Annotated in this window: 27 protein-coding genes and 1 tRNA gene; 8 read left to right on the forward strand and 20 right to left on the reverse strand. The window is 64.9% G+C overall.

What is annotated here, in order from left to right:
- Positions 1-23: 23 nt before the first annotated feature.
- Positions 24-974 (reverse strand): ABC transporter permease, encoded by a 951-nt coding sequence (locus W930_RS0111770; protein ID WP_023872980.1) that lies wholly within the window; start codon positions 972-974, stop codon positions 24-26.
- On the reverse strand, positions 967-1,884 hold the full coding sequence (nodI, locus tag W930_RS0111775; protein ID WP_023597779.1) for a nodulation factor ABC transporter ATP-binding protein NodI: 918 nt from the start codon (positions 1,882-1,884) through the stop codon (positions 967-969). Before nodI ends, W930_RS0111770 begins: the two co-directional genes overlap by 8 nt.
- 281 nt (positions 1,885-2,165) lie before the next feature.
- Here nodI and rsmD point away from each other — a divergent pair, with 281 nt between their 5' ends.
- Genes rsmD through W930_RS0111790 form a run of 3 tightly spaced genes read left to right on the forward strand, consistent with a single transcriptional unit; the run spans position 2,166 to position 3,618 of the window.
- Positions 2,166-2,771 carry a 16S rRNA (guanine(966)-N(2))-methyltransferase RsmD gene (gene rsmD, locus W930_RS0111780; protein WP_023872981.1) on the forward strand — a complete coding sequence of 202 codons (606 nt, stop codon included), beginning with the start codon at positions 2,166-2,168 and terminating at the stop codon, positions 2,769-2,771.
- Positions 2,772-2,814: 43 nt separating this feature from the next.
- Positions 2,815-3,309, forward strand: coding sequence for a pantetheine-phosphate adenylyltransferase (coaD, locus tag W930_RS0111785; RefSeq protein WP_023597777.1), 495 nt, complete (start codon positions 2,815-2,817; stop codon positions 3,307-3,309).
- Between the two features lie 51 nt (positions 3,310-3,360).
- On the forward strand, positions 3,361-3,618 hold the full coding sequence (locus tag W930_RS0111790) for a YfhL family 4Fe-4S dicluster ferredoxin (RefSeq protein ID WP_023872982.1): 258 nt from the start codon (positions 3,361-3,363) through the stop codon (positions 3,616-3,618).
- A gap of 125 nt (positions 3,619-3,743) precedes the next feature.
- Here W930_RS0111790 and pth read toward each other — a convergent pair whose 3' ends face one another.
- The 7 genes from pth to W930_RS0111830 form a co-directional block, all read right to left on the reverse strand.
- On the reverse strand, positions 3,744-4,352 hold the full coding sequence (gene pth, locus W930_RS0111795; RefSeq protein ID WP_023597775.1) for an aminoacyl-tRNA hydrolase: 609 nt from the start codon (positions 4,350-4,352) through the stop codon (positions 3,744-3,746).
- Between the two features lie 123 nt (positions 4,353-4,475).
- A complete protein-coding gene (locus W930_RS0111805) occupies positions 4,476-5,096 on the reverse strand; it encodes a 50S ribosomal protein L25/general stress protein Ctc (RefSeq protein ID WP_023597773.1) in 621 nt (206 codons plus the stop codon).
- 154 nt (positions 5,097-5,250) lie between these two features.
- Entirely contained in the window at positions 5,251-6,198 is a 948-nt protein-coding gene (locus tag W930_RS0111810; protein WP_023872983.1) for a ribose-phosphate pyrophosphokinase, read from the reverse strand.
- A 49-nt stretch (positions 6,199-6,247) separates the two neighbouring features.
- Positions 6,248-6,324: transfer RNA gene (locus tag W930_RS0111815), tRNA-Gln, on the reverse strand.
- A gap of 54 nt (positions 6,325-6,378) precedes the next feature.
- Positions 6,379-7,248 (reverse strand): 4-(cytidine 5'-diphospho)-2-C-methyl-D-erythritol kinase, encoded by an 870-nt coding sequence (ispE, locus tag W930_RS0111820; RefSeq protein ID WP_023597771.1) that lies wholly within the window; start codon positions 7,246-7,248, stop codon positions 6,379-6,381.
- 210 nt (positions 7,249-7,458) lie between these two features.
- On the reverse strand, positions 7,459-8,127 hold the full coding sequence (locus W930_RS0111825) for a lipoprotein insertase outer membrane protein LolB (protein WP_023872985.1): 669 nt from the start codon (positions 8,125-8,127) through the stop codon (positions 7,459-7,461).
- Between the two features lie 17 nt (positions 8,128-8,144).
- Positions 8,145-10,082 carry a tetratricopeptide repeat protein gene (locus tag W930_RS0111830; protein ID WP_023872986.1) on the reverse strand — a complete coding sequence of 646 codons (1,938 nt, stop codon included), beginning with the start codon at positions 10,080-10,082 and terminating at the stop codon, positions 8,145-8,147.
- A gap of 79 nt (positions 10,083-10,161) precedes the next feature.
- On the opposite strand from W930_RS0111830, the gene mutM reads away from it, so the two are divergent.
- Together mutM and mutY are read left to right on the forward strand one after the other, a co-directional pair.
- On the forward strand, positions 10,162-10,992 hold the full coding sequence (mutM, locus tag W930_RS0111835) for a bifunctional DNA-formamidopyrimidine glycosylase/DNA-(apurinic or apyrimidinic site) lyase (RefSeq protein ID WP_023872987.1): 831 nt from the start codon (positions 10,162-10,164) through the stop codon (positions 10,990-10,992).
- Positions 10,993-11,051: 59 nt separating this feature from the next.
- Positions 11,052-12,221, forward strand: coding sequence for an A/G-specific adenine glycosylase (gene mutY, locus W930_RS0111840; protein WP_024788677.1), 1,170 nt, complete (start codon positions 11,052-11,054; stop codon positions 12,219-12,221).
- A gap of 33 nt (positions 12,222-12,254) precedes the next feature.
- On the opposite strand, the gene rapZ is transcribed toward mutY, so the two are convergent.
- The 11 genes from rapZ to W930_RS0111895 all read right to left on the reverse strand — a co-directional run bounded on the left by rapZ (position 12,255) and on the right by W930_RS0111895 (position 21,362).
- Positions 12,255-13,127, reverse strand: coding sequence for an RNase adapter RapZ (rapZ, locus tag W930_RS0111845; RefSeq protein ID WP_023872989.1), 873 nt, complete (start codon positions 13,125-13,127; stop codon positions 12,255-12,257).
- 180 nt (positions 13,128-13,307) lie between these two features.
- The gene (locus tag W930_RS0111850) at positions 13,308-13,634 is read right to left on the reverse strand and encodes a PsiF family protein (protein WP_023597765.1); all 327 of its coding nucleotides are present in this window, start codon (positions 13,632-13,634) and stop codon (positions 13,308-13,310) included.
- 153 nt (positions 13,635-13,787) lie between these two features.
- On the reverse strand, positions 13,788-14,753 hold the full coding sequence (gene hprK / locus W930_RS0111855) for an HPr(Ser) kinase/phosphatase (RefSeq protein WP_023597764.1): 966 nt from the start codon (positions 14,751-14,753) through the stop codon (positions 13,788-13,790).
- A 99-nt stretch (positions 14,754-14,852) separates the two neighbouring features.
- On the reverse strand, positions 14,853-15,308 hold the full coding sequence (gene ptsN / locus W930_RS0111860; protein ID WP_023597763.1) for a PTS IIA-like nitrogen regulatory protein PtsN: 456 nt from the start codon (positions 15,306-15,308) through the stop codon (positions 14,853-14,855).
- A 236-nt stretch (positions 15,309-15,544) separates the two neighbouring features.
- The gene (gene hpf / locus W930_RS0111865; protein WP_023597762.1) at positions 15,545-15,898 is read right to left on the reverse strand and encodes a ribosome hibernation-promoting factor, HPF/YfiA family; all 354 of its coding nucleotides are present in this window, start codon (positions 15,896-15,898) and stop codon (positions 15,545-15,547) included.
- A 136-nt stretch (positions 15,899-16,034) separates the two neighbouring features.
- Positions 16,035-17,540, reverse strand: a complete 1,506-nt coding sequence (locus W930_RS0111870; RefSeq protein WP_369798653.1) for an RNA polymerase factor sigma-54 — start codon at positions 17,538-17,540, stop codon at positions 16,035-16,037.
- A gap of 76 nt (positions 17,541-17,616) precedes the next feature.
- Complete coding sequence (gene lptB / locus W930_RS0111875; RefSeq protein ID WP_028731000.1) at positions 17,617-18,387, reverse strand: LPS export ABC transporter ATP-binding protein; 771 nt, start codon at positions 18,385-18,387, stop codon at positions 17,617-17,619.
- A 22-nt stretch (positions 18,388-18,409) separates the two neighbouring features.
- Positions 18,410-19,108, reverse strand: coding sequence for a lipopolysaccharide transport periplasmic protein LptA (gene lptA, locus W930_RS27155; RefSeq protein WP_023597759.1), 699 nt, complete (start codon positions 19,106-19,108; stop codon positions 18,410-18,412).
- Positions 19,105-19,764, reverse strand: coding sequence for an LPS export ABC transporter periplasmic protein LptC (gene lptC, locus W930_RS0111885; protein WP_023597758.1), 660 nt, complete (start codon positions 19,762-19,764; stop codon positions 19,105-19,107). The genes lptA and lptC overlap by 4 nt, the downstream gene beginning before the upstream one ends.
- A 24-nt stretch (positions 19,765-19,788) precedes the next feature.
- Positions 19,789-20,274, reverse strand: coding sequence for an HAD family hydrolase (locus W930_RS0111890; RefSeq protein WP_048806815.1), 486 nt, complete (start codon positions 20,272-20,274; stop codon positions 19,789-19,791).
- Positions 20,275-20,381: 107 nt separating this feature from the next.
- Positions 20,382-21,362 carry an SIS domain-containing protein gene (locus W930_RS0111895; protein ID WP_023597756.1) on the reverse strand — a complete coding sequence of 327 codons (981 nt, stop codon included), beginning with the start codon at positions 21,360-21,362 and terminating at the stop codon, positions 20,382-20,384.
- A 190-nt stretch (positions 21,363-21,552) separates the two neighbouring features.
- Here W930_RS0111895 and W930_RS0111900 point away from each other — a divergent pair, with 190 nt between their 5' ends.
- The 3 genes from W930_RS0111900 to W930_RS0111910 all read left to right on the forward strand — a co-directional run bounded on the left by W930_RS0111900 (position 21,553) and on the right by W930_RS0111910 (position 24,903).
- Complete coding sequence (locus W930_RS0111900; RefSeq protein ID WP_023597755.1) at positions 21,553-23,550, forward strand: monovalent cation:proton antiporter family protein; 1,998 nt, start codon at positions 21,553-21,555, stop codon at positions 23,548-23,550.
- Positions 23,551-23,634: 84 nt separating this feature from the next.
- A complete protein-coding gene (locus tag W930_RS0111905; RefSeq protein ID WP_051399233.1) occupies positions 23,635-24,219 on the forward strand; it encodes an adenine phosphoribosyltransferase in 585 nt (194 codons plus the stop codon).
- A 69-nt stretch (positions 24,220-24,288) separates the two neighbouring features.
- Positions 24,289-24,903, forward strand: coding sequence for a LysE family translocator (locus W930_RS0111910; protein WP_023597753.1), 615 nt, complete (start codon positions 24,289-24,291; stop codon positions 24,901-24,903).
- Positions 24,904-24,949: the final 46 nt, after the last annotated feature.

Genomic DNA, 24,949 nt, shown 5'->3' on the forward strand with positions numbered 1-24,949 from the left:
CGGTGCCGTTTTTTTGTGGCACTTCAGCGCAGAACCCGGCGGCGCAGAAGTATCAAGGCCACGGCAAACCCGGCGATCGCATAGACGAGCAGCGCGCCGACATGCAGCCAGGGCTGGTCGAGGGTGCGCCCGAGCATTGCCGGACGTATGAGAGCGACGGCGTGCGCGAGCGGCAGCCATTCGGTCACGTGGCGGGCGGCCGCCGGCAATTGCGACAACGGGAAGAACACGCCGGAGAGCAACAGCATCGGCGTCATCACTAGCGTTTGGTAGAACATGAAGAAATCGTAGCTCGGCGCGAGCGCCGTCATGATCATCGCCAGACTCGCGAATGCCAGACCGGCGAGCAGAACCGCGGGCAGTACCACAGGCAGGGCGTCAAGGCGCGCATAGCCGAGCACGCTCGCCACCAGCAGAATGGCAACGCCCGAGAGCACGGCTTTGCTGGCTGCCCACACGACCTCGCCCAGGACCACGTCGCCGAGCGTCAGCGGTGTGTGCATGAGCGCCTCCCACGTACGCTGCACGTGCATGCGCGAAAAGCCGGAATACATCGACTCGAAACTTGCCGAAAACATGACGCTCGACCCGACCGTGCCCGCGGCGAGAAATGCGATGTATGACGTGCCATCGACCTCGCCGACCATTATCCCGAGACCGAAGCCGAGTCCGAACAGATAGATCATGGGGTCGGCCAGATTGCCGAACATCGAGGCGATGGCGAGTTTGCGCCATACGAGGAAATTGCGTCGCCAGACACCTGTCCATGCCGACGCGCCCGGCAGGTAGCGTGGCGATGCGGGAGGTGTCGCCGGATGCGGGCCGTGCGCGATTCGTGCGGCCCGCGTCGGTTCGGATTCCGTTGTGCGCGCGTTGACGGTGACGTTGGCGTGGGTGTTGGCACGCGCGTTCGCGCCGGCGTCGGTGTCGGCGTTGTGACGCGGGCCGGGGGCATGGCGGTCGGGTTCACTCATCGCGCATCTCCCGCCCGGTGAGTTTGAGAAAGACGTCTTCGAGGTTGGCGCGGCGGTGCAGATAGCGCACGCCGGGCTGGTCCTGCAGGGCGCCGACCAGCGGGGCCGCGTCGCGCACGTAGCAGAAATGCGTCTCGCCGCTAGTCTCGATGCGTTCCGCGAGAGGCGCCAGTCGCGCGAGCAGCGAGTGCGGCACGTCGCCGAAGACTTCGACGACATCGCAGCCGATCTCGCGAGCGATCAGCTCAGGCGGCGTGCCTTGCGCGATCTTGCGCCCGGCATCGATCACGCACAGGCGGTGGCAAAGACGTTCCGCCTCCTCCATGAAGTGCGTGGTGAGCAGAATGGTCTTGCCCTCGTTCATCAGCGATTTGAGGCGTTCCCAGATCAGATGTCGCGCCTGCGGATCGAGGCCCGTCGTGGGCTCGTCGAGGATGAGCAGATCCGGATTGTTGACGAGCGCACGCGCGAGCGTGAGGCGTCGTTTCATGCCGCCCGAGAGCTGGCCCACGCGTGCATCGGCCTTCGATTCCAGGCGGGCGAAGGCGAGCAGGGCGGGCACACGTTCGCGGATGTCGGCGCGGGAGAGTCCGAAATAGCGGCCGAAGACCGCCAGGTTTTCGCGTACGGTGAAGTCGGGGTCCAGGTTGTCGAACTGGGGAACGACGCCGACGCGACGCCGCGCTTCGGGCGCCAGACGTGGCACCGGCAGGCCGCCGAGGCGAATGTTGCCGGCATCGGGCGTGACGAGTCCGAGCAGCATGCGCAATGTCGTGGTCTTGCCCGCCCCGTTGGGGCCCAGCAGGCCGAAGCACTCGCCCGGCGCCACATGCAGCGACAGGTGATCGACGACGGGGCGGCCCTCATAGGCCTTGCATAGCTCAACTACCTCGATGGCGGCATCGGTCATGGTGGATCGGGCGCTCTCCTGTTGGGCGGCAGGCGCATCCAGGGGCCCGGTGGCGAACGAGAGACATGCGCTCGCGCCGCGCTGGCCGGCCGGGATGGGCGCCTTGCAGGGTTCGACTTGACCCCGATGGGGCCGGGGCACGGACGATGTGGTATGTTTCGCCTCAACAATGTAGCGTGAATTGTCATGATTTTGGATTCCCTGCGTGCGCCGCGGTGCGCGCGATCTCTTTCTGGCGTCGGCATCGGCGCATCCGGCAACGCAATGCGGCGGGGGGCGGCATGAAGTCCGGCGCAGGCAATGTCGCGCGCGGCGCTCCCCAACAGGTGCGCATCATCGGCGGTCAATGGAAACGCACGCCGCTGCCGGTGCCCCCTGGCGATGGCTTGCGGCCGACACCGGACCGCGTGCGGGAAACGCTCTTCAATTGGCTCGGGCAGGACCTGAGCGGCGTGCAATGCCTGGACGCGTTCGCCGGCAGCGGGGCGCTCGGGTTCGAGGCCGCATCGCGCGGCGCCGTGCGGGTGCTGATGATCGAGCAGGCCGCGCCGGCCGTGCGTCAGCTTCGCGCCAATCAGGCCAAGCTGGGCGCCGATCAGATCGAGGTCGTGCAGGCCGATGCGCGACGCCTGATAACCACACTGGCGCCCGGGGCTTTCGACGTGGTGTTTCTCGACCCGCCATTTGCCAGCGGGTGGCTGCAGGATCTGTTGGCGCCTGCGGCACGTCTGCTGGCGCCGGGCGGCGTGATCTACGCCGAATCCGACATCGCGCTGGAAGACGATGCGCTTGCCGCGCTTGGCCTTGCGTGCGTGCGCCGGGCGAAAGCCGGAGCGGTGCATTATCATTTGCTTGAATCGATTCCGAAAACCCAGAGACCACAATGAAAAAGTACGCAGCACCGGTCCCCAGCCGCGAGGAGACGTTGGCATGGTAGTGGCGATTTATCCGGGGACTTTCGACCCGCTTACCCGAGGACACGAGGATCTGGTTCGCCGCGCGGCGGGCATCTTCGACAAGCTCGTCGTCGGCGTGGCGGACAGCAAGAACAAGAAGCCGTTCTTCACGCTGGAAGAGCGCATCGACATCGCGCGCGAGGTGCTGGGCCACTATCCGAACGTGAGCGTCGAAGGGTTTTCCGGGCTGCTCAAGGATTTTGTGCGCAAGCATCAGGCACGCGTGATCGTACGTGGTCTGCGCGCCGTGTCGGACTTTGAGTACGAGTTCCAGATGGCGGGGATGAACCGCTACCTGTTGCCCGATGTGGAAACGATGTTCATGACGCCGTCCGATCAATACCAGTTCATCTCGGGCACGATCGTGCGCGAGATCGCGCAACTGGGCGGCGACGTCAGCAAGTTCGTGTTCCCCTCCGTCGAGAAGTGGCTGGTGACGAAAGTCGGCGGCCAGGCGTCGCAGGGATAAGTATCGTGCGCGCCGGGTGATCCGGCGCGGCGATACGGCTGGAGGTGCCGTATGGCCTTGATGATTACCGATGAATGCATCAATTGCGACGTGTGTGAGCCGGAGTGCCCGAACGACGCAATTTCGATGGGGGTCGAGATTTACGAGATCGATCCGAACAAGTGCACCGAGTGTGTGGGGCACTTCGACGAACCGCAGTGCGTGCAGGTGTGTCCGGTGGAGTGCATTCCGGTCAATCCCGAGCACGTCGAGACGCCCGAGCAGTTGCTCGAGAAGTACACCCATCTGCAAGAGGCCAAGTCGGCCTGAGCGAGGCTCGCGCGTGTCCTGCCCGGCGAGACACGCGGCTTCGTCGCGATCGGCCCGAGCGTTGCGCGGCGGCACCTCGGGCAATGAGATGAGCGGCCTGCGAGCCGCTCATTTTCGTTTCCGGCCTACTTTCCCGGCGTGGCGTGCGGCGTGGCGTGCAGCCGCATCATCGCCTTTTCCATGTCACCCTTGACGACCAGATCGACGATGTCGAGCGAGCGCGACATGGCGTCGTCGATTTGTGCCTGTTCTTCCTTGCGTGGCGGCTTGAGTACGAAGTCCACCACTTGCTGCTGGCTGCCGGCGGGCTGAAGCGTGCGGGGGTGACCGATCCCAAGGCGCAGGCGCCAGAACTCCGGCGTGGTGAGGTGCGCGGCGATGTCCTTCAGACCATTGTGACCGCCGCTGCCACCGCCGCGCTTGAGCTTCACGGTGCCGGGCAGCAGATCGAGTTCGTCGTGTACCACGAGAATTTCGTCAGGTAGGATCTTGTAGAAGCGAGCGAGCGCGACGACCGATTGACCGGATCGGTTCATGAAGGTCTGCGGCTCGAGCAGCCACACTTCCTGACCGGCGATGCGTGCGCGCGCGGCGAATCCATGGAAGTTCTTCTGGTTGGACAGCGATGCACCGCATTGCTGCGCCAGCGCGTCGACGAACCAGAAGCCGGCGTTGTGACGCGTTGCTGTATATTCGGCGCCCGGATTGCCGAGCCCTACGATCAGCTTGATCATTTCGGTGTCAGGATCTTGGCGCGCGCCGATTCGGCGTGCGCGCCGACATAAAAAAACCCGCCGGACATGATGTCGCGGCGGGTCTTGCGTCCAGCGTCGCCGCTGAAGGCCAACACGCGTGGCTTAGGCAGCCGGCGTTTCGCCTTCGGCAGCCGGGGCGGCCGCTTCGTCAGCAGCAGCGCCAGCCGGTTGAACGGCTTGCGCCACCACCGGGTTTTCCTGCTCGACGTGCAGCGTGAGCGTCACGCCGGCGGGCAGCTTGACGTCCTTCGCATGCACGGTCTTGCCGGCTTCCAGCGTCGACAGATCGACTTCCAGGAATTCCGGCAGCTTGCCCGGCAGGCAGCTGACGTCGAGTTCGTTCACGGTGTGGCTGATCACGTTCGAAGCCAGCTTCACAGCCGGGGCGTTCTCGGCACCCAGGAAGTGCAGGGGCACCTTCACGTGGATCGGCTTGTTCGGGTCGACACGTTGGAAATCCACGTGCAGGACCAGTTGCTTGAACGGGTGATACTGCACATCGCGCAGCAGCACTTGTTCGGACTTGCCAGCCACTTCCAGATCGAGGATCGACGAGTGGAAGGCTTCCTTGCGGAGGGCGTGCCACAGTGCATTGTGATCCAGTTCGATCAGTTTCGGATCGACGTTACCACCATACACGATGCCCGTGGTCTTACCGGCATTGCGCAGGCGGCGGCTCGCACCCGTACCTTGCTGAGTACGCTCAAAAGCGACGACTTTCATAACAACTCCTTGGACTGCCCGCGACCAGGCAGCGATTTCTTCCCGAATATCCCGCAAAAAAAGCGAGCTTCAGGAACGACAAAGGCAGGGAGATGCTCCCTGCCGACATAACAACGGCGCCACACAGGCGCCGTCGCAAAACTTTACCGAACGCTTACTCCGCGAACAGCGACATCACCGAGTCGCCGCGACGGATACGCGAGAACGTCTCGGCAAGCAGATTGGCGCAGCTCAACTGGCGAATCTTGCCACCCTTCGAGTCATCGCGCAGCGGAATCGTGTCCGTCACGACGACCTCGTCGAGTTCCGAGGCATTGATACGGGCTGCCGCGCCGCCGGAGAGCACCGGGTGCGTGCAGTACGCATAAACCTTTTTCGCGCCGCGCTCCTTGAGCACCTGGGCAGCCTTGCAAAGCGTGCCGGCGGTATCGACCATGTCGTCCATGATGACGCAGGTGCGGCCTTCGACTTCACCGATGATGTTCATCACTTCGGCCACGTTGGCCTTCGGACGACGCTTGTCGATGATGGCCAGATCGCAATGCAGTTGCTTGGCCAGCGCGCGGGCGCGCACCACGCCGCCGACGTCCGGCGAAACCACGAGGAGGTTGTCGTGGTTCTGCTCGCGCACATCGGCCAGCAGCAACGGCGACGCGTAAATGTTGTCGACCGGGATATCGAAGAAGCCCTGAATCTGGTCGGCGTGCAGGTCCATCGTGATGATGCGTTCGACGCCCGCGATCTGCAGCATGTTGGCCACGACCTTCGCCGAGATCGCCACGCGCGCCGAGCGGGGGCGACGATCCTGACGGGCATAGCCGAAATACGGAATGGCAGCGGTGATGCGGCCGGCCGAAGCACGCTTGAGCGCGTCGACCATGATCATCAGTTCCATCAGGTTGTCGTTGGTCGGCGCGCACGTCGATTGCAGGACGAAGACGTCCTTGCCGCGCACGTTTTCCTGAATTTCAACCTGGATTTCACCATCCGAGAATCGGCTCGCCATGGCCTTGCCAAGCGGGATTCCCAGGGTGTCGACGACCGCTTGGGCCAGGGCGGGATTGGCGTTCCCGGTGAATACCATTAGGTTATCACTACTCATCTGGCTACCTGCGGGACGTATGGATGCTGAGACTGCACGACAGAGAAATTGGCAGGGGAGGAAGGACTCGAACCCTCGTATGCCGGAATCAAAATCCGGTGCCTTAACCAACTTGGCGACTCCCCTACACTAACCGTTGCCTTTGCTGCGCCGTAGGAAACGCAACAAAGTAAAACTTTTTCACGCGAAGGCGAACATCGGATGTTCGGCCAGACTGGTGGCCACCTGGCCGATCCAGCGCTCTGGCAATCGCTTGCATGCGTCTTCCGCTTCCGCCTTCGTGTCGAATACTGCAAACACGCTGGCGCCGGATCCTGTCATGCGTGCCGGGGTGAAGGTTCTGAACCAGTCAATCACAGCAGCGACTTCCGCGTATTCTCGAGTGACTGCCGCCTGCATGTCGTTACGGAAGATTTCATCCGTTTCGAACACGTTTTTGTTGGCGTGCTCAAGAAAGAACGCCATTGTGACGATCTTCGTATCCCTTGTCAACAGGGGATCGCGAAATATTTTGTCCGTCGCGACGTGTACGCGCGGGTTCACCACGAGGAAGTGTCGTTGCGGCAATTCCACGGCCCGCAACACCTCGCCGAGCCCCTCGGCAAATGCATTGCGACCGAAGACGAAAAACGGCACGTCGGCACCGAGTTCGAGGGCAAGCGTCTGAAGGGTTTCGCGGGGCAGGTTCAACTGCCACATGCGGTTGAGCGCGAGCAGCGTGGTGGCCGCGTCGGAACTGCCGCCGCCGATGCCGCCGCCTGCCGGCAATCGTTTCTCGATGCCGATGTCCACGCCGAAGCGTACGCCGCAATGCGCCTGGAGCAGACGGGCGGCACGCACCGTCAGGTCGGTCTCGGGCGGCACGCCCGGCAGCGGATTCGTGTGCACGACCTGTCCGTCGCCGCGGCGCTCGAAATGCAGTGTGTCCGCCCAGTCGATCAGTTGGAAGACGGTTTGCAGTTCGTGATAGCCGTTCGGCCGGCGACCCACGATATGCAGGAAGAGATTGAGCTTGGCCGGTGCGGGGCAGTCACGCAGGATTTCGTACATGGCAATGCGAACGAAGACTTATGGGATGCCGCGGTCATCGACAGACGACACCGGCGGCCGGATACGGGGGGACATTGCCCGTGCGGCGTCCCAGATGCCGGCGCGGGCGGTGCCAAGCATAGCACCGCCCGAGCGAGGGCGTTCGGGAGCGGGCGCGCCGCGTACCGCGAACGAGGCGGGGAACGCGTGCAGCAGAGGGGATGTGGAGGCTTACTCGTCGATCACCAGACGCACGGCGAGCGGCGAGCCGTCGAGATCGCGCGAGAGGTCGAGACGTTTGACCCGCAACGGCGTGCCGTCGAAAAACGCCTGATAGTCGATCGTCCATCCATCCTGCTTCAGATGCGACGGGCGCTGCGTCTGCGGATCGGTTTCGATGCTTGCCTGCGAGCCGGGCGCGCTGCGCATGCGCAGCCAGTAGCGCAGCCCGCCGACCGGGAGTGCGAATCCCAGCGCATCGTGCATCACGTCTTCGAGGCGCGGCCCGGTCAGCGGCGCCTTGCCCGGCAATTCGAGCGAAGCGCTGCGCGGACTTTCACGCACGATTGCCTGCGTCTGCCCGAGCGGATCGAGCAACTGGACGGTCGCGTTCTCGCCGTTTTGCTGCCAGTCGAAGTTGCCGTAGGTATTGCGCGTCTCGCCGTTTTGCTCATAGCGCACGGCGAAGCGGCCGCGATAGTGCTCGACACTCGCTCCGGGCGCCTGTTCGACGGCGGCCGGCGGCGCGAGACTTGCGCAGCCGGTCGCGAATACGGCGGCCGAGCACGCCAGCGCCAGTGCCGCGCCGCGCATGACACGAAACCAACGACCGTCGCGCGACGGGGGCCGCGCGATCGCGCGCGCCATGTCCTGCATCAACCCCTTCGTCAAACCATGCATCCTTCGTACCTGATCCATTACGGTGCCACGTTGTAGCGCTTCATCGTCGAGCGCAGCGTGTCGTCGTCGCCGTCAAGCTTGAGCGCTTCGCGCCATGTCTTGCGCGCTTCGTCCTGCTGGCCCGTTTCCCACAGCACCTCGCCGAGGTGCGCGCCGATTTCCGCTTGCGCCTGAATGCCGTAGGCGCGACGCAGCAGTTCGAGCGCCTGCTGCTTGTCGCCGAGGCGATACTTCAACCAGCCCAGGCTGTCCATGATGTACGGATCCTCGGGCGCGAGCGCCGATGCCTTCTGCAGCAGCTTGAGGGCTTCAGGCAGACGCGTATTGCGCTCCGTGAGCGAGTAGCCGAGCGCGTTGTAGGCCTGCGCGTTATCCGGTTGCGCCGTCATGACACGGCGCATCGCCTTTTCCATGACGTCGTAGTGCTGGTTGAGTTCGGCCACCATGCCGTACTGATACAGCAGGTCCGCGTCGTCCGGATGGTTTTTCACTTCGACGGACAGCAGCTTCTCGGCGTCGTCGTAGCGCTTGGCCTTGACGAGCAGATCCGACTCGGCGCGCTTGAGCGCGAGCTGCTCACGCGGGTCGCTCGACTTGATACCGTGCAGCAGCGCACGGCCTTCGTCGACCCTGCCCTGGTCGGCGAGCAATTGCGCGCGTCCGATTTGCGCGGGCAGATACGCGTTGCTGTCCTCGCGAATCTTCGAGAGCCATTTGTCGGCGGCCGGGTAGTCCTTGCGATCCTGCGCGATCTGCGCCAGATAGATGTAGGCTTGCGCGCCGTCGGTGTTCTGCGCTTCGGCTTCGCTGGCGTACTTCTGCAGATATTGCTCGGCGATCTCCGGATGCTTGGCGTGCAGATTGAGCAACGCGAGCGCCATGAGCGTCGAGAGTTCATGCGGATAACGCTTCTCCAGCGTCTCGAACTGCTTCTGCGCGGCGTCGAGCTGGTTGTCCGCGAGCAGGAGTTTGGCGTAGGCGAAGCGCGCTTCTTTCGCGTTGGGGTTGCGATCGAGGAAGGCCTTCAGTCCGGCGATCGCGCTGGTGCGCTCGGCGGGGCCCATCTGACCGTACAGCAGCGCGGCGGCTTCATAGTCGGGCTTGAGCTTGAGGGCGGCTTCGAGCGACGCGCGGGCGCCGGCGGTGTCGCCTGCGTCGAGCTGCGAGCGGGCGATGGCGAGTTGCGCCTCGGGGCGCTGCATGTCGTTGGCCAGCATGCGCTTGAGCGACTCGATGCCCGTGGCGCGTTCCGGACTGCGAGCGATCATCTGCTGGAGTTCGAGAATGGCCTGGCCGCGGCGTGCTTCGGGCACCTTGTTCAATTCGTCGACGAGCAGGGGCTCGGCTTCCGCGAGATGGCCGGTGCCGACCTCGAGGCTCGCGAGCAACTGCGTGCCCGGACGCCACGTCGGATCGAGCTGGTGCCACAGCCGGGCCGCGACGAGTGCGTCGCCAAGCTGGCGCGCGCCGAGCGCGATCTCCACGGCGCGGCGTGCCATGCGCGGGTCCTTCGTGCGATTGGCCAGGGCGATGTAGGTATTGAAGGCCGGCGCGAGGTTGCCTTGCTGCAGGCTCAGCTCCGCGGCCATCACTTCGAAGACGATCTCGCTGGTCAACGTGACGTTCGGGAGCTTTTCATGCGGCACGCTCGCATTCGGCGGCACGTCCTCGCTGTCGGCATCGGTCCTGGCATCGCCGGCCGCGCCCGCGCCGTTGGCCTTGCCCGGCGCGACGGCCGGTGCGGCAGGGGCTTTCGGCGCCGATTGTGCGGCGGGGCCGCTCTGGGCGAAAGCGCTCGTCGACGGCAGGAACGCCATGACGGCGCTCGCGCAGCCCACGCCAAGCGCCGCCGCGCCGGCCCAGGCCCCGCGTGCCAGGGCGCCGCGCAGGCGCAAAACCACAGGTGCCGCCGGGTTGGCAACGGCGGAATCGGACTGGAATCGGGTGTTCGGCATAGGGATCCACGGCAGGTTTCGAGCGATTGTAGCGCGCCCGATACAATAGAGTCTAAATCCTCAGCAAACGTTCGCAGGCATGCCTGAACTCCCAGAAGTCGAAGTCACCCGCCGCGGTATCGCGCCGCATGTGGCGGGCACGCGTGTCGCACGCATCGACGTGCGCAACGCCTCGCTGCGCTGGCCGGTACCCGACGGGCTGGACGCACGCCTGCGCGGCGAGACGCTCATTGGCGTGACCCGTCGCGGCAAGTACCTGCTGCTTGAATATGCACCCGGATGGCTGCTCGTGCATTTGGGCATGACCGGGACGTTGCGTGTCATGCCCGAGCCGCACGCATTGCCAGCGGCCGGCGTGCACGACCACATCGATCTGGTCTTCGAGCACTGTGCACTGCGTTATCGCGACCCCCGGCGCTTCGGCGCCGTGCTGTTTCATCCGCGCACCTCGGGCGATGTGCTTCTGCACCCGCTGCTCGCCAGTCTGGGAGTCGAGCCGCTTACCGACGCTTTCGATGGCGCCTGGCTGCATGCCGGCACGCGGGGGCGAACGGTCTCCATCAAGCAGGCGCTGCTCGCGGGTAGCATCGTGGTGGGTGTGGGCAACATCTACGCTTCGGAGAGCCTGTTTCGCGCGCGCATTCATCCGCGCATGCCGGCGGGCAAGCTCACGCGCCCGCGCGCCGGGAAACTCGCCGCGGCCGTCAAGGAAGTGCTCGCCGCCGCCATCGAGAAGGGCGGCAGTACCTTGCGGGACTTCGTCGGCAGCGACGGCAAAAGCGGCTATTTCCAGCAGGAATATTTCGTCTACGATCGCGCCGGCCTGCCGTGCCGGGTGTGCGGCACGCCGATCCGGCAGATCGTGCAGGGGCAGCGCTCCACGTTCTTCTGCCCCCATTGCCAGAAATAGCGCAGCGCGCGGCGCGCGGCGCCCTACGCACGATATCCGACATTCCCCCCGAATCGCTTATGACAGAATCCCCCGAAAACGCAGGCACCGACGCGCTGGCGGCCACGTTTGCCGAGCGCCTGATCGCGTGGCAGGCCGAGCACGGGCGTCACGACCTGCCGTGGCAGAACACCCGCGACGCCTATCGCATCTGGCTCTCGGAGATCATGCTCCAGCAGACGCAGGTCGCCACCGTCATTCCGTATTACACGAAATTTCTTGAACGCTTTCCCGACGTGACGGCATTGGCCAATGCGCCGCAGGACGACGTCATGGCGCTGTGGAGCGGGCTTGGCTACTACTCGCGGGCGCGCAATCTGCATCGTTGCGCCCAGGTCGTGGTGGCCGAGCACGGGGCCCGCTTCCCGTCCGATCCGCAGGTCCTCGCCGCGTTGCCGGGCATTGGTCGTTCGACGGCCGCCGCCATCGCGGCGTTTGCGTATGACGCGCACGCGGCCATTCTCGACGGCAACGTCAAACGCGTGCTCGCGAGAGTGTTTGGCATCGAAGGATTTCCCGGCACGCCGAAGATCGAGCGCGAGATGTGGGCGCTGGCCGAGTCGCTGCTGCCCCAACGGGATCTGCCGGCCTATACGCAGGGGATGATGGATCTCGGTGCGACGCTTTGCGGGCGGGGCAAGCCGCGTTGCGGAGAGTGTCCGTTCGACGGCGATTGCGTGGCGCACGCCACGGGCCGCGAGCGCACGTTGCCGACGGCCAAGCCGAAGAAGGCGCAGCCGCAGCGCTATGTCGATGTGCTCGTCATTCGTGCGGCCGACCGCGTGCTGTTCGAGCGGCGTCCGGACAGCGGCATCTGGGGCGGACTGTGGAGTCTGCCGGAACTCACGCCGCCGACGGATGCCTGCGCGCTGGACGATGCCGCCTTGCGCGCGCGCCTGACGGCGCTTGCGGTGACACTTGCCCAGGGCGCGGAGAACGGCCTGGGCGCGCAGGAAGTGGCGCCGTCGATCGTGCCGCTGCAGGGGCTGACGCACGTTTTCACGCACTTCAAGCTATTCCTGCGGCCGTGGCTCGTGACGCTGCCATCAGCGTCGGCAGCCGGTTCGCGTCACGCGTGGCTCGACGCGCCGGGCATGGCCGCCGCCGGCTTGCCGTCGCCGATTCGCAAGATCGCCGACGCGCTCTCGCTCACCGTGCAGGACGACGGCCAACTACGGTTGCCTGCGTGAATCCCTGCGCGTCCCGACAATATCGCCAGGCCCTCAGGCCGACTCGCCAGGCGTGAGTTCGCGATGCCGCACCAGCACGCTCGCTTCGGTGCGGAAGCGCTCGCCGAGCGTCTCGGCGATGAACACGGAGCGGTGCTGGCCGCCGGTGCAGCCGATGGCCACCGTCAGATAGCTGCGGTTATCGCGCATGTAGCTCGGGAGCCACTTCTGCAGATAATTGCCGATATCGTTGATCATCTCGTCGACTTCGGGAATCGCCGAGAGAAAGTCGATCACGGGCTGATCGCGGCCGGTAAGCGGGCGCAATTGCGAGTCGTAATACGGATTGGGTAGCGAACGGACATCGAACACGAGGTCGGCGTCGAGCGGCACGCCGTGCTTGAAGCCAAAGGACTCGAACATCAGCGTGAGTCCGGTGTGATCGTGCTGCACGAATTCGCGAATCCAGCGGCGCAGGGCGCTCGCGCGCAAATTGCTCGTATCGATCTGGTGACCGAGTTCGGTCACGCTGTTGAGCATTTCGCGCTCTTTCTCGATCGCCTCGACGAGCGAGCCGTTGGCCGAAACGGTATCGTCCCCGCCCACCGACAGTGGATGGCGGCGACGCGTCTCGGAATAGCGCTGCACCAGCGTTTGCGTGTTGGCGTTCAGGAACAGTACGCGCACGTCGTGGCCGAAGCGGCGCAGCCCGCCGATGATCGGCGGAAGATCGGCGAGGGCGCCGCCGCTGCGCGCGTCGATGGCAACGGCCAGGCGTGTGTAGTTCTGTGTTTCGAGGTACTCGGCGAGTTCAGGCAGGAAGCGTGACGGCAGATTGTCGACACAGTAGTAGCCCGCGTCTTCGAGGACATTCAGCGCGAGCGACTTGCCGGAGCCCGAAACGCCAGTAATCAATACGATCTTCATGACATTTCCCGGATACAACCCTCATGGTAAGCGATTGTGTCTTACGGGTGTCGAGCAGCGGAACGCGATAATGTTCCGCACACGTCGCGCTTTGTCGCGCGAATTCGCGCCAGTTCAACAAAAACGGCGCCGCAAGGGGCGCCGTCTGGCGGAAATCGCTGGGTCCTGGATCTCGGCGGATCAGCCTGCCGGCTTGTTCGACAGGCACGACTTCATGAACGCCTTGCGCTCGTCGCCTTTCTTGTCGCCGGCCTGGGCGTTGCACGCCTTCATCTTTTCCTGCTGCGTCTGCTTGGCTGCCGGGGCCGGCTTGTTCGACAGGCACGACTTCATGAACGCCTTGCGCTCATCGCCCTTCTTGTCGCCGGCCTGGGCATTGCAGGCGCTCATCTTGCTTTGTTGCGAGTTGGACGCCTTGGGCGCGGGGGCCGGCGCGGCCGTCTGGGCAAACACGGGCGATGCGAGCAGCGGGGATACCAGGAGCAATGCAGCAAGTGCTTTCTTCATGATCGTCTCTCCATAAGGTCGACACGCACGGGGATGGGCCGCGTGGCGATTACAACATGAAAGAAAACGCGCCGCAATCGCGCGGCGTTGACAGAAAATCGCAAAAATTGCGGTAAACCCGGGGAAAAAGGGGACGACGACGCGTCGCGCCGCTCAGAGAAGCTTGCCCTGCATCCCGTCCGGGTCCTGCATGGCCTGGCGCTGGCGCTCCATGAAGTCCTTGAGCGTATCGATGCCGCGCAATTGCAGAATCGTGTTGCGCACGGCGGCTTCCACGAGCACGGCAAGGTTTCGCCCGGCGGCCACTTGCAGAATGACCTTGTTGATCGGCAGCCCCAGCACGTCGACCGTCTGCGCCTCGAGCGGCAGGCGCTGGAATTCGCCGTCGGGGCGGCGCACCAGTTGCACGATCAGCTTGAGCTTCATCTTCCGGCGCACGGCCGTTTCGCCGAAGATCGTCTTGATGTCGAGCAGGCCCAGACCGCGCACTTCGAGCAGGTTCTGCAACAAGGGCGGACAGCGGCCTTCCACGAAGTCCGGGCCGAGACGTACGAAATCGACGGCATCGTCGGCCACCAGCCCGTGACCCCGGCTGATCAGTTCCAGGCCGAGCTCGCTCTTGCCCAGGCCGGAGTCGCCGGTCAGCAGCACCCCCATGCCCAGAATGTCGATAAATACGCCGTGCATCGTGCATCGCGGGGCGAACACGCGCGAAATGTACAGCCGCAGGCTGTCGATGACAGCTGCCGTCGACATCGGTGTGGTGAACAGCGGGGTCGAGGAACGGGTGCAGCGCAGCACCAGGTCGGGCGGCGCTTCGAGGCCGTCCGCGACCACCAGGAACGGCGGTTCCAGGGCGATGACTTCGCCCATGTGACGTTTGCGGTTCTCGTCGGTCAGGCGCTGGTAATAGCGCAGTTCGGCCTCGCCAAGCACCTGGATCCGGTTCGGGTGAATGAGGTTCAGGTGACCCACGAGGTCCGCGCTGGAGGTTGCGGTAGCCACGCTTTCAGGCGTGAAACCGCGCTCCCATCCCTCATGGCCGGTCAGCCACGACAGGCGCAGCGTGGCTGCGTTGTCGTCGAATATGCTCTGCGCGTTGATGCCGGTCAGTTCCACCGCGTCGCCTCGTTCGGTTGGGTGTGGGAGCTACGGAATTCGTCAGTCTTTGCGGCGATACCCGTGAATATCGGCGGAAATCGGCGAGCCCCCGCGGGCTCAGGGCTGCCAGTTCGCGAGCGCGGCGTGAATGACTTCGGCGTCGGGCGCCGTGGTCAATGTCTCGCGCATCGAGCGATCGGAGAGCAACTGGGCAATTTCGGACAGAATCTCGAGATGTTGCTGGGTCGCCTGTTCCGGAACCAGCAGGAAGAACAGCAGGGAGACGGGCTGGCCGTCGGGCGCTTCGAAGGGAATCGGGTCGGCCAGGCGCACGAAGGCGGCCATCGGATGTTTCAGACCCTTGATCCGGCCGTGCGGAATCGCCACGCCTTCCCCCAGCCCGGTCGAGCCCAGACGCTCGCGCGCAAACAGATTGTCGGTGACAAGCGCGCGCGTGAGCCCGGCATTGCTCTCGAAGAGCAGCCCGGCTTGCTCGAAGACGCGCTTCTTGCTGGTGACGGACAGTCCAAGCAGGATGTTGGACGCAGGTAAGAGTTTGACTAAACGATTCATCTTGTAATGCGGGCGAACGCGTAGTCGCCCTCCAACCCCCGATTGACCTCGCATTATAGACCACCCGTCGCTGCGCCCGCGCCAACGCGCGGAACTCGTCGGGACCATACAAAAGGGGCCGTTCAACGGCCCCGCGGTGGGTGATGCCAGACTTATGACAGACGTGGGTTCGCGCGTGAGGTTCCGTGCGGCTTCGCGTCAGTGTCGGTCAATGCGACGACCTCTCCCGGATGGACTTATTGCAGCGGTTCCGCCTCTGGAGGTTGCTGGTGCTTGAGTGCCTCGCGGCCGTGATCCTGAACCTTGTCCTTGTATTGCATTACCTTGCGGTCGAGCATATCGATCAGCTTGTCGATGGCAGCGTACATATTTTCGTCACACTTCTCGACGAAAATCTCCTTACCCTTGAGATACACCGTGATGCTGGCGATCTGGCGCCCGGTCTTCTCCTTGGTCTTGTCGACAGAGAGGATCACCTCGGCGCCGATGAGCTGATCGAAGTGCCTCAACACGCGTTCGAGCTTGTTGACGACGAATTCGCGCAGCGACGGCGTGAGTTCGAGATGATGTCCACTGATCTTCAGATTCATAGCTGCTCTCCTTGCTGAAATGCCGAAGTGCAGGCCGCGTCACGAGCGGCGCCGGCTGACGAGAGCCATTGGCGTGACGCAATGTCGCACTGCGGCGTAATGCCCCAGCGAGCCAACATGGCGCACCAGGACCGTACTACAAAGATTTGCGCAAGTTGACTGCGGGGATTCGCATGGCCTCGCGGTACTTCGCGACAGTGCGCCGCGCAACCACGAACCCTTGCTCTGCCAGCAGTTCCGCGATACGGCTGTCGGAAAGGGGGCTCTGCGGGTCTTCTGCTCCTATGAGTTGCTTGATGAGTGCGCGGATGGCCGTCGATGACGCTGCGCCGCCCGCCTCCGTGGCCACGTGCGAACCAAAGAAGTACTTGAGCTCGAAAGTCCCGAATGGAGTGAGCATGTACTTACTGGTTGTCACCCGTGAAATCGTGGATTCATGTAAACCCAGCGTATCAGCAATCTCGCGTAAAACCAAGGGCCGCATGCCGATTTCGCCGTGCGTGAAGAAGTTCTTCTGACGCTCGACGATCGCCTGTGCGACACGCAGGATCGTGTCGAACCGTTGCTGGATGTTCTTGATCAGCCAGCGGGCTTCCTGGAGCTGTTGCTGCAGATTGCCGGTGCCCGGATCGTTGCGGTTGTTTCGCAGAATTCGCGCGTACATCTCGTTGATGCGCAGCCGCGGCATGACCTCGGGGTTGAGTTCGGCGATCCAGTTGCTGCCCTGCTTGCGCACCAGCACGTCGGGCACCACGTAATCGGCCTGCGGCGAGCCGTAGGCCGCGCCGGGGAAAGGGTCGAGGGAGCGAATCAGGTGATGCGCCGCGCGCAGGCTGTCTTCGCTCACGCCGAGCAGGCGACGCAAACGCGTGTAATCGCGCGCGGCGAGCAGTTCCAGGTGATCCGAGACGATGCGCAGCGAGAGCGTGCGCACATTGCTCGGGGGCAGGCGCTGCAACTGAAGGCGCAGGCATTCGGACGGCGTACGGGCACCCACCCCGGCCGGATCGAAGCTCTGCAGGAGCGCGAGCGCCGCGTTGATCTCCTCGGTCTCGAGCGCCAGCTCTTCAGGCATATCCGCCTGGATTTCGTCGAGCATGGTGCCGAGGTAGCCGTCTTCGTCGAGCGATTCGATCAGGAATTCGACAAGCGCGCGATCGCGCGGCCCCGCCTTGGTCAGGCGCAGCTGCGCGAGCAGGTGTTCGCGAAGGTTGGGGTGATCGACGTGCAACTGCGGGCGCGCGTTGTCGTCGTCGTCCGAGGCGCTGCCCGAACGGGCGAAATCGTTAAGACTCCAATCGCTGCCGCTGTCCTGGTTGCTGTCGTCGAAGCGGGTCTGGCCGTCGAGCTCGCGGGTTTCGTCATGGCCGTTGGCGGACTCATGGCCCTCGCTGGCGCTGCTCGCCGACGTGCTGCGCTCGTTGCGAAGCGACCCGTCCGTGCCGACACGTACCGAGCCCGCGAGCCAGTCGTCCTCGCGCTCGAGCATCGGGTTCTGGGTGAGGGCGTGCTCGACTTCCTGCTGAAGTTCGAGCGTCGACAGTTGCAACAACCGGATGGATTGCTGCAACTGCGGCGTGAGGGTCAGGTGCTGCGAGGTGCGGAGTTGAAGAGTCGGTTTCATAGCGTGTCTCGCCTTCATTGTAGAGGCTTTGTCACGCCAGCGGAACCGGCCCGGCGCCCTATCGGAGGCAGGGTTTACATGCGAAAAATTTGCTTTACATCCGGAAATTCTCGCCCAGATAGACGCGCCGGACGCTCTCGTCGGCCACGATCTGGTCGGGGGTGCCCGCGGCGAGCACCGAGCCTTCGCTGATGATGTAGGCGTGATCGCAGATGCCGAGCGTTTCCCGCACGTTGTGGTCGGTGATGAGGACACCGATGCCCCGATCTTTCAGAAAACGCACGATTCGCTGGATTTCCAGCACGGCGATCGGATCGACGCCGGCAAACGGCTCGTCGAGCAGGATGAAGCGCGGTTGCGTCGCCAGCGCCCGGGCGATTTCCACGCGGCGGCGCTCGCCGCCGGAGAGCGACATGGCCGGATTCTCGCGCAGATGGCTCACCTGGAGCTCGTCGAGCAGGGCTTCGATGCGTCGCTCGATCTCGTCGCGCTTGAGCGGCTTGCCCTGGGCGTCGACCTGCAGTTCGAGCACGGCGCGAATATTGTCCTCGACCGTGAGCTTGCGAAACACCGATGCTTCCTGCGGCAGGTACGAGACGCCCATGCGGGCGCGTTCGTGAATCGGCAATTCGCTGATCAGGTTGCCGTCGAGCTGGATTTCGCCGTCGTCGGCGGGCACGAGTCCCACGATCATGTAGAACGAGGTCGTCTTGCCGGCACCATTGGGGCCGAGCAATCCCACGACTTCGCCGCTTTTCACGTCCAGCGACACGTCCTTCACGACGGTGCGCGCGCCGTATTGCTTCTTGAGCGAGCGCACGACGAGCGCGCTCGGCTTGCCCGACGGCCCGGCGCCCGGGTTGATGGTCGAGGCGTTGTTGGCAGAATTACTCACGCGGATTCCCGATGCTTTTGGAGGGAGACAGCGGCGGCAGATCGCCCTTGGGGGCTGCGGCCGGCTTGCTGCCCGGGCCGCCGGCCGCGGGTGCGGCACCCGTCGCATTGCGCGGCGCGAGCGTGGCGCGTACACGGCCGTTCGGATTGTTGGCGTTGACCTGGTCGGCCCCGCTGTTCGCGGTATAGACCTCGTTGTAGGTGTCGTAAGTGATCACGCTGCCATGGATTTCGTCGAGCACGCGCGTGCCGCCGGCCAGGCGCTTGAGCGTGGCCTGCGTGGTGAGCGTGGCGACTTCCGTCTTGCCGTTGTAGTAGATCGTCTGGCCCCAGCCGTCGATGTACTCGTCGAGGCCATCGCGCTTCTGGCGCATGTAGGCGAGGGGGCCGCCCGGCTTGTAGTAGGCCGTGGCGTACTGGTAGCCCTCCGGATCCTGGGTCACTTCGACGCGATCGGCCTTGAGGAGGATGGTCCCCTTGGTCATCGTCACGTTGCCCGTGAAGATGTTGACCTGCTTGAGGTCGTCGTAGCTCATGTGATCCGACTCGATGTTGAGCGGCTTGTCGCGGTCGGCGCGTTCGGCATGGGCGAGCGGCGACGCCAGGGCGCCGAGCACGGCGAAGGCGGCGGCCAGCGCGCGCAGGGCACGCAGCGAAAGGGATGCGGGTCGCGGATTGCGGCGATCGGTCATGGGGTCTTGGAGCCCTGTTTGGTCTGGGATGGCGCGCCGGGCGTGGCGGGCGGTGCCGGGGACTTGTTGCCCAGTTCCGCCGGCTGGATCGTGCCGTGCACGTTGCCGAGCAATTGTACGGCGCGCGTGATGTTATTGAAAATCATGCCATCGCCGTACATCACGGACATCCCGCGATACAGCTGGACGGGTTTTTCCGTGCGGACGATGTCTTCGTTCACCAGCACCTGGAAATGTTCCGAGAGTGCGCGCATTTCCGGGTCGCGCGGGCCGGCCTGGCGCACCACGACGGCGTCGTCGTACAGGTCCACCACCGACATGTCGGCATTGAGCGTGCCGCGCTTGCTGGTGGCCGTCACTTCCGGCTGATCCGGGGTGAACGCGCGCACGGCGGGCATCGTCATCGCGGTGGTCTGGTCGTCTTCGAAGTGCGTCATGTGAACGGCGTTGACGCGATATTGCGTCATGCCGCTTGCCGAGAGCATGGAGATCACCATGTCGTCGGCATAGTAATCGGGAATGTGCTGTTTGACGTACGGCGCGCGATCGGCGTCCGAGGGCAGCGTGCGCTGCACCAGCCAGTACGTGCCGGCGGCAAGTCCGGCGAGCACGGCAATTGCGATCAGCGAAGCGGGCGAGACGCGTTGCATGGCCATGGGGGGATGGGCTCCTTCGGCGCGTCAGGCGAGGGCTTCGGCGAGCAGGGCGTCGTAACGCCCCTGTGCGCGCAGGACGAAGTCGCACAGTTCGCGCACGGCGCCGTCGCCGCCGCGCGTGGCGGCGATCCAGTGGCTGCGCGCTTTCACTTCCGCATGTGCGTTGGCCGGGCAGGCAGCGAAGCCCACGCGCGTGAGCACCGGCAGGTCCGGCCAGTCGTCGCCGATGTGGCCGCAGACGTCGGCCGTCACGGACAATTTGCCGCACAGGTCCTCGAACGCCTCGCGCTTGTCGCGCACGCCCTGGTAGACGTGTTCGACACGCAGGTCCGAGGCGCGTTTGGCAACGATGTCGGACTGGCGACCGGTGATGATGGCGGTGACGATGCCGGCTTCGGCCAGCAGCTTCATGCCATGGCCGTCGAGCGAGTCGAAGGTCTTGATGAGTTCGCCGGCCGGGCCGTAGCGCAGGCCGCCGTCGGTGAGTACACCGTCGACGTCGAACACCATCACGCGCACGCGGGCGGCGCGCCGGACGGCGGCGGCCTCGTCGAATGCGGCGAATGGCGCGAGTGGGGCGGTACTGGCGGTACTGGGTCGATTCATGGGCAACGGACTCACACGACCTTGGCGGCGAACAGATCGTGGACGTTCAGCGCACCGGCGAGGCGGCCGTTCTCGGTCACGAGCAACTGCGTGATGCCGAAGCGCTCCATGAGCTCGGCGGCTTCCGCGGCGAGCTGATCCGGCCCGATGGTACGCGGGTCGGCCTTCATGACGTCGGCGAGCTTGAGCGTGCTGAAGTCGAGCGTGCGCTTGAACAGGCGGCGCAGGTCGCCGTCGGTGAAGATGCCCACGACGCGATCGTCGGCATCGACGATGGCCGTCATGCCGAGACCCTTGGCGGTCATCTCGAGCAGGGCTTCGGACAGGCTTGCGTCGGCGCGCACGCTCGGAATGCGCTCGCCGGTGCGCATGACGTCGCGCACGAAAGTGAGCAGGCGCCGCCCGAGGGCGCCGCCCGGATGCGAGCGGGCGAAATCTTCGGCGCCGAAGCCGCGGGCGTCGAGGAGCGTCACGGCCAGGGCGTCGCCGAGCGCGAGCGCGGCGGTGGTGCTGGCCGTGGGCGCCAGGCCCAGCGGGCAGGCTTCGCGGTCCACGTGCGCGTCGAGGTGGACGTCGGACAGACGGCCGAGGCTCGACGCGGCGTTGCCGGTCATGGCGATGAGCTTTGCGCCGAGGCGCTTTATCATCGGAAGAATACTGACGAGTTCTCCCGTTTCGCCGGAGTTCGACAGGGCGACGACGACGTCGTCGGCCGTGATCATGCCCAAATCGCCGTGGCTGGCTTCGGCGGGGTGAACGAAAAAGGCGGGCGTGCCAGTGCTGGCGAACGTGGCGGCCAGTTTGCGGCCGATGTGCCCCGATTTGCCCATGCCTGTCACGACGACGCGACCGCGACACGCGAGCAGCAGCGAAACCGCTTCGAAGAAGCTGTCGTCGAGGTGCGAAGAGACTCGTTCGATGGCGTCGGCTTCGGTGCGCAACACCTCCCGGGCGACCTCGAGTGCCCGGTCTGGATTGATTTTCGCTATCATGCGCGGAGTATATCAAAATGGACGCCGCGCCGAGGACAGCCGCACCACGCCTGGGCTTGCGCGATTCGGGAGACGTCCCGAACCGTTCCGGTTTCTGCCTCGCCCCTGCCGTCCGGGTGCAATCTGGCACGGCGCTTGCATGAGAAGTGCCGGGCGCCTTCCAACTGACTCAGGAAACCGACCCCAGCCGATGGCTTCGCCTCTCGAACTCACTCTTGTCCTGCTGTTCGCCGCCTGCATCGGGGTGGTGCTGTTCCGCATGCTCCATCTGCCGCCGATGCTCGGTTATCTGAGTGTCGGCATCGTGATCGGCCCGCACGCGCTCGGTGTGGCGGCCGACTCGCAGCGCGTGCAGTACCTCGCCGAGTTCGGCGTCGTCTTCCTGATGTTTTCCATCGGCATCGAATTCTCGCTACCCAAGCTCAAGAGCATGCGCCGGGTGGTGCTCGGACTGGGGGTGTCCCAGGTGCTGGGCACGCTGCTCGTGGCGGTGGGCCTGGGCGCGATCGTCAATCTGTTCTGGTCGTTCTCGTGGCAGGCGTCGGTGGCGCTGGGCGGTGCGCTGGCGATGTCGTCGACGGCGATCGTCACCAAGATGCTCGCCGAGCGGCTGGAGCTGGAAACGGAGCATGGCCGCAACATCATGGGTGTGCTGCTGTTCCAGGATCTGGCGGTGGTGCCGCTGCTCATCGTGATCTCGGCGCTTGGCGGCAACTCGAAGGCGCTCGTGCTCGCGCTGACGCTCGCGGCGCTAAAGATCACCGGGGCCCTTGCGCTGTTGCTGTGGGTCGGACAGAAGCTGGTGGGGCGCTGGTTTCACATCGTGGCCGCGCGGCGCTCGCAAGAGCTCTTCATGCTCAATCTGCTGCTGCTCACGCTCGGTCTGGCGTACGTCACCGAACATCTGGGCCTGTCGATGGCGCTGGGCGCATTCATCGCCGGCATGCTGATTGCCGAGACGCCGTTCCGGCATCAGGTGGAAGACGACATCAAGCCGTTTCGCGACGTGCTGCTCGGTCTGTTCTTCATCACCACGGGCATGTTGCTCGATCCGGCCATCCTGCTGAAGCAGCCATTGCTCGTGCTGTTGTTCTTCGTTGGCCCGCTGGTCGTTAAATTCACGCTCATCGCTGGCCTGGCGCGTCTGTTCGGCAGCTCGCCCGGCACGGCGATCCGCACGGGGCTCGGTCTCGCGCAGGCGGGCGAATTCGGTTTCGTGCTGCTCAATCTGGTGATCGATCGGCACTTGCTCGATGCGTCGCTCTCGCAGGCGGTGCTCGCGGGCATGCTGCTGTCGATGTTGTGCGCGCCGTTTCTCATCATCAACGCCGACCGCATCGCGCTGCGTTTCGTCGCCAACGAATGGATGATGCAGTCGTTGCAGATGACGAAGATCGCCACGCAGAGCATCAAGACGTCGGGGCACGTGATCATCTGCGGCTACGGCCGGTGCGGCCAGAACCTCGCGCGCATGCTCGAACAGGAGGGCATCGGCTACGTGGCGCTCGATCTCGACCCCGACCGCGTGATGGAGGCGGCCCGTTCCGGCGAGACCGTCGTGTTCGGTGACGCTGCCCGGCGCGAGGCGCTCGTTGCCGCGGGCATTCACCGCGCCGCGGGCATTGTGGTGACGTACGACAGCACCCCGGCGGCGTTGAAGGTGCTCGCGCAGGTGCAGGCGCTGGAGCCCACGCTGCCCGTGGTCGTGCGCACGGTCGATGAAACGCACATCGACGACCTGATCGCGGCGGGCGCCACGGAAGTCGTGCCCGAGATCGTGGAGGGCAGCCTGATGCTCGCGTCGCACGCCCTCGTGCTCCTGGGCGTGCCGATGCGCCGCGTGTTGCGTCGCGTGGCGCAGGCGCGCAATGAGCGTTACAGCTTGCTGCGCGGCTATTTCCACGGCCTCGACGACGAGGACGAGGGGGGCGAGCGCGAGCAGGTCCGGCTGCAGTCCGTACCGCTACCGCTCAATGCCGACGCCGTGGGCCGCACGCTGGGCGAGCTTCGTCTCGACCGGCTGGGCGTGACGGTCACGGCCATCCGGCGCCACGGCATTCGCGGCGTGGAGCCTGTGTCGGAGACTCGCCTGATGGCCGAGGACATCGTGGTGCTGCGGGGGTTGCCCGAGAAACTCGTGGCCGCGCAGGAGCGTTTGTTGGGCCGCGAGGGCGAGCGGCGGCGCTGAGGCGGCGCGGGCGGGCGTCCCACGGGCGCCGCATGGCGAGCCGACCGTCATGGGACCGTCGGGTCCTTTTTGGCATAATGTGGCATGTTCCCCGTCAGTCCCCCATCAAGGATCCCCGTGCAGATCGACGAGTCCCCTGCCGCCTATATCAAGAGCCAGATTCGCACCGTGCCCGACTGGCCCGCGCCCGGCGTGCAATTCCGCGACATTACGCCGTTGCTCAAGAACCCGCGTACGTTGCGTGTGCTCATCGACGTGTTCGTGCATCGCTACATGGCGCAGCGCCCCGATTACATCGCCGGCCTCGATGCGCGCGGCTTCATTCTCGGATCGATCCTGGCCTACGAGCTGAACATCGGCTTCATCCCCATCCGCAAGAAGGGCAAGCTGCCCTATCAGACCGTGGCCGAAGAATATGAACTGGAGTACGGCAGCGCGACGGTCGAGATTCATGCCGACGCCTGCGGGCCGGGCGATCGCGTGCTGCTCATCGACGATCTGGTCGCGACCGGCGGCACGATGCTTGCGGGCAAGAAGCTGCTCGAGCGTCTCGGCGCGACGGTCATCGAAGGCGCGGCGATCGTCGACCTGCCCGAGCTGGGAGGGTCGCGCCTGATTCGCGATGCCGGCCTGCCGCTGTTCCTGTTGTGTTCGTTCGAGGGCCACTGAGGCGGCCTTCCCGCTTCGCCTGCTGAACCTGACTGCGCCCACCCCGCCAACTACGCCCCGGATCTTCCGATGCCCAATCTCTGGCTGTTTCTGCTGACCTCGGTGGCGATCACGCTCGCGCCGGGCCCGGACAACATGCAGGTCATCGCGCGAGGGATTGCGCAGGGCCGTCGTGCCGGCCTGGCGGCCGCTGCGGGGTTCACATTCGGCTGCCTGTTTCACACGACTGTCGCGGCCGTGGGGTTGGCTGCCGTGCTGCGCTCGTCGCCGTGGGCATTCGAGGCGATCAAGCTCGCGGGGGCGGCCTATCTCGTCTGGATCGGCATCAAGGCACTGCGTGCGCGCGGCGCCATGACCCTGGCCGGCGGCGCGGCCCCGCAGCCGCTCGGCGCGGTGTTTCGCCAGAGCGTGTTCGCGAACATGCTCAATCCGAAGGTCACCCTGTTTTTCCTCGTCTTCCTGCCACAGTTCGTGAGCGCCGACGCGGCGCATCCCGGCTGGCAGATGCTGGTGCTGGGTCTCGTGTTCATGGCGCAGACCATCGTCGTCTTCAGCGCATATGGCTGGTTCGCCGGGGTGCTGGGCGGGTGGCTCAAGCGTCGCCCGGGCGCGGGACGCTGGCTCGATCGTGTGGCCGGGGCCATCTTCATCGGCCTGGGGCTGCGCGTCGCGTTGCAGGGATAGCGGGTTCCCGACCCGTCGTCCGTCACGCCATCAAGATTTCGTAGTC

This window comes from Pandoraea sp. E26, assembly GCF_000681415.1.
Taxonomy (GTDB): domain Bacteria; phylum Pseudomonadota; class Gammaproteobacteria; order Burkholderiales; family Burkholderiaceae; genus Pandoraea; species Pandoraea pnomenusa.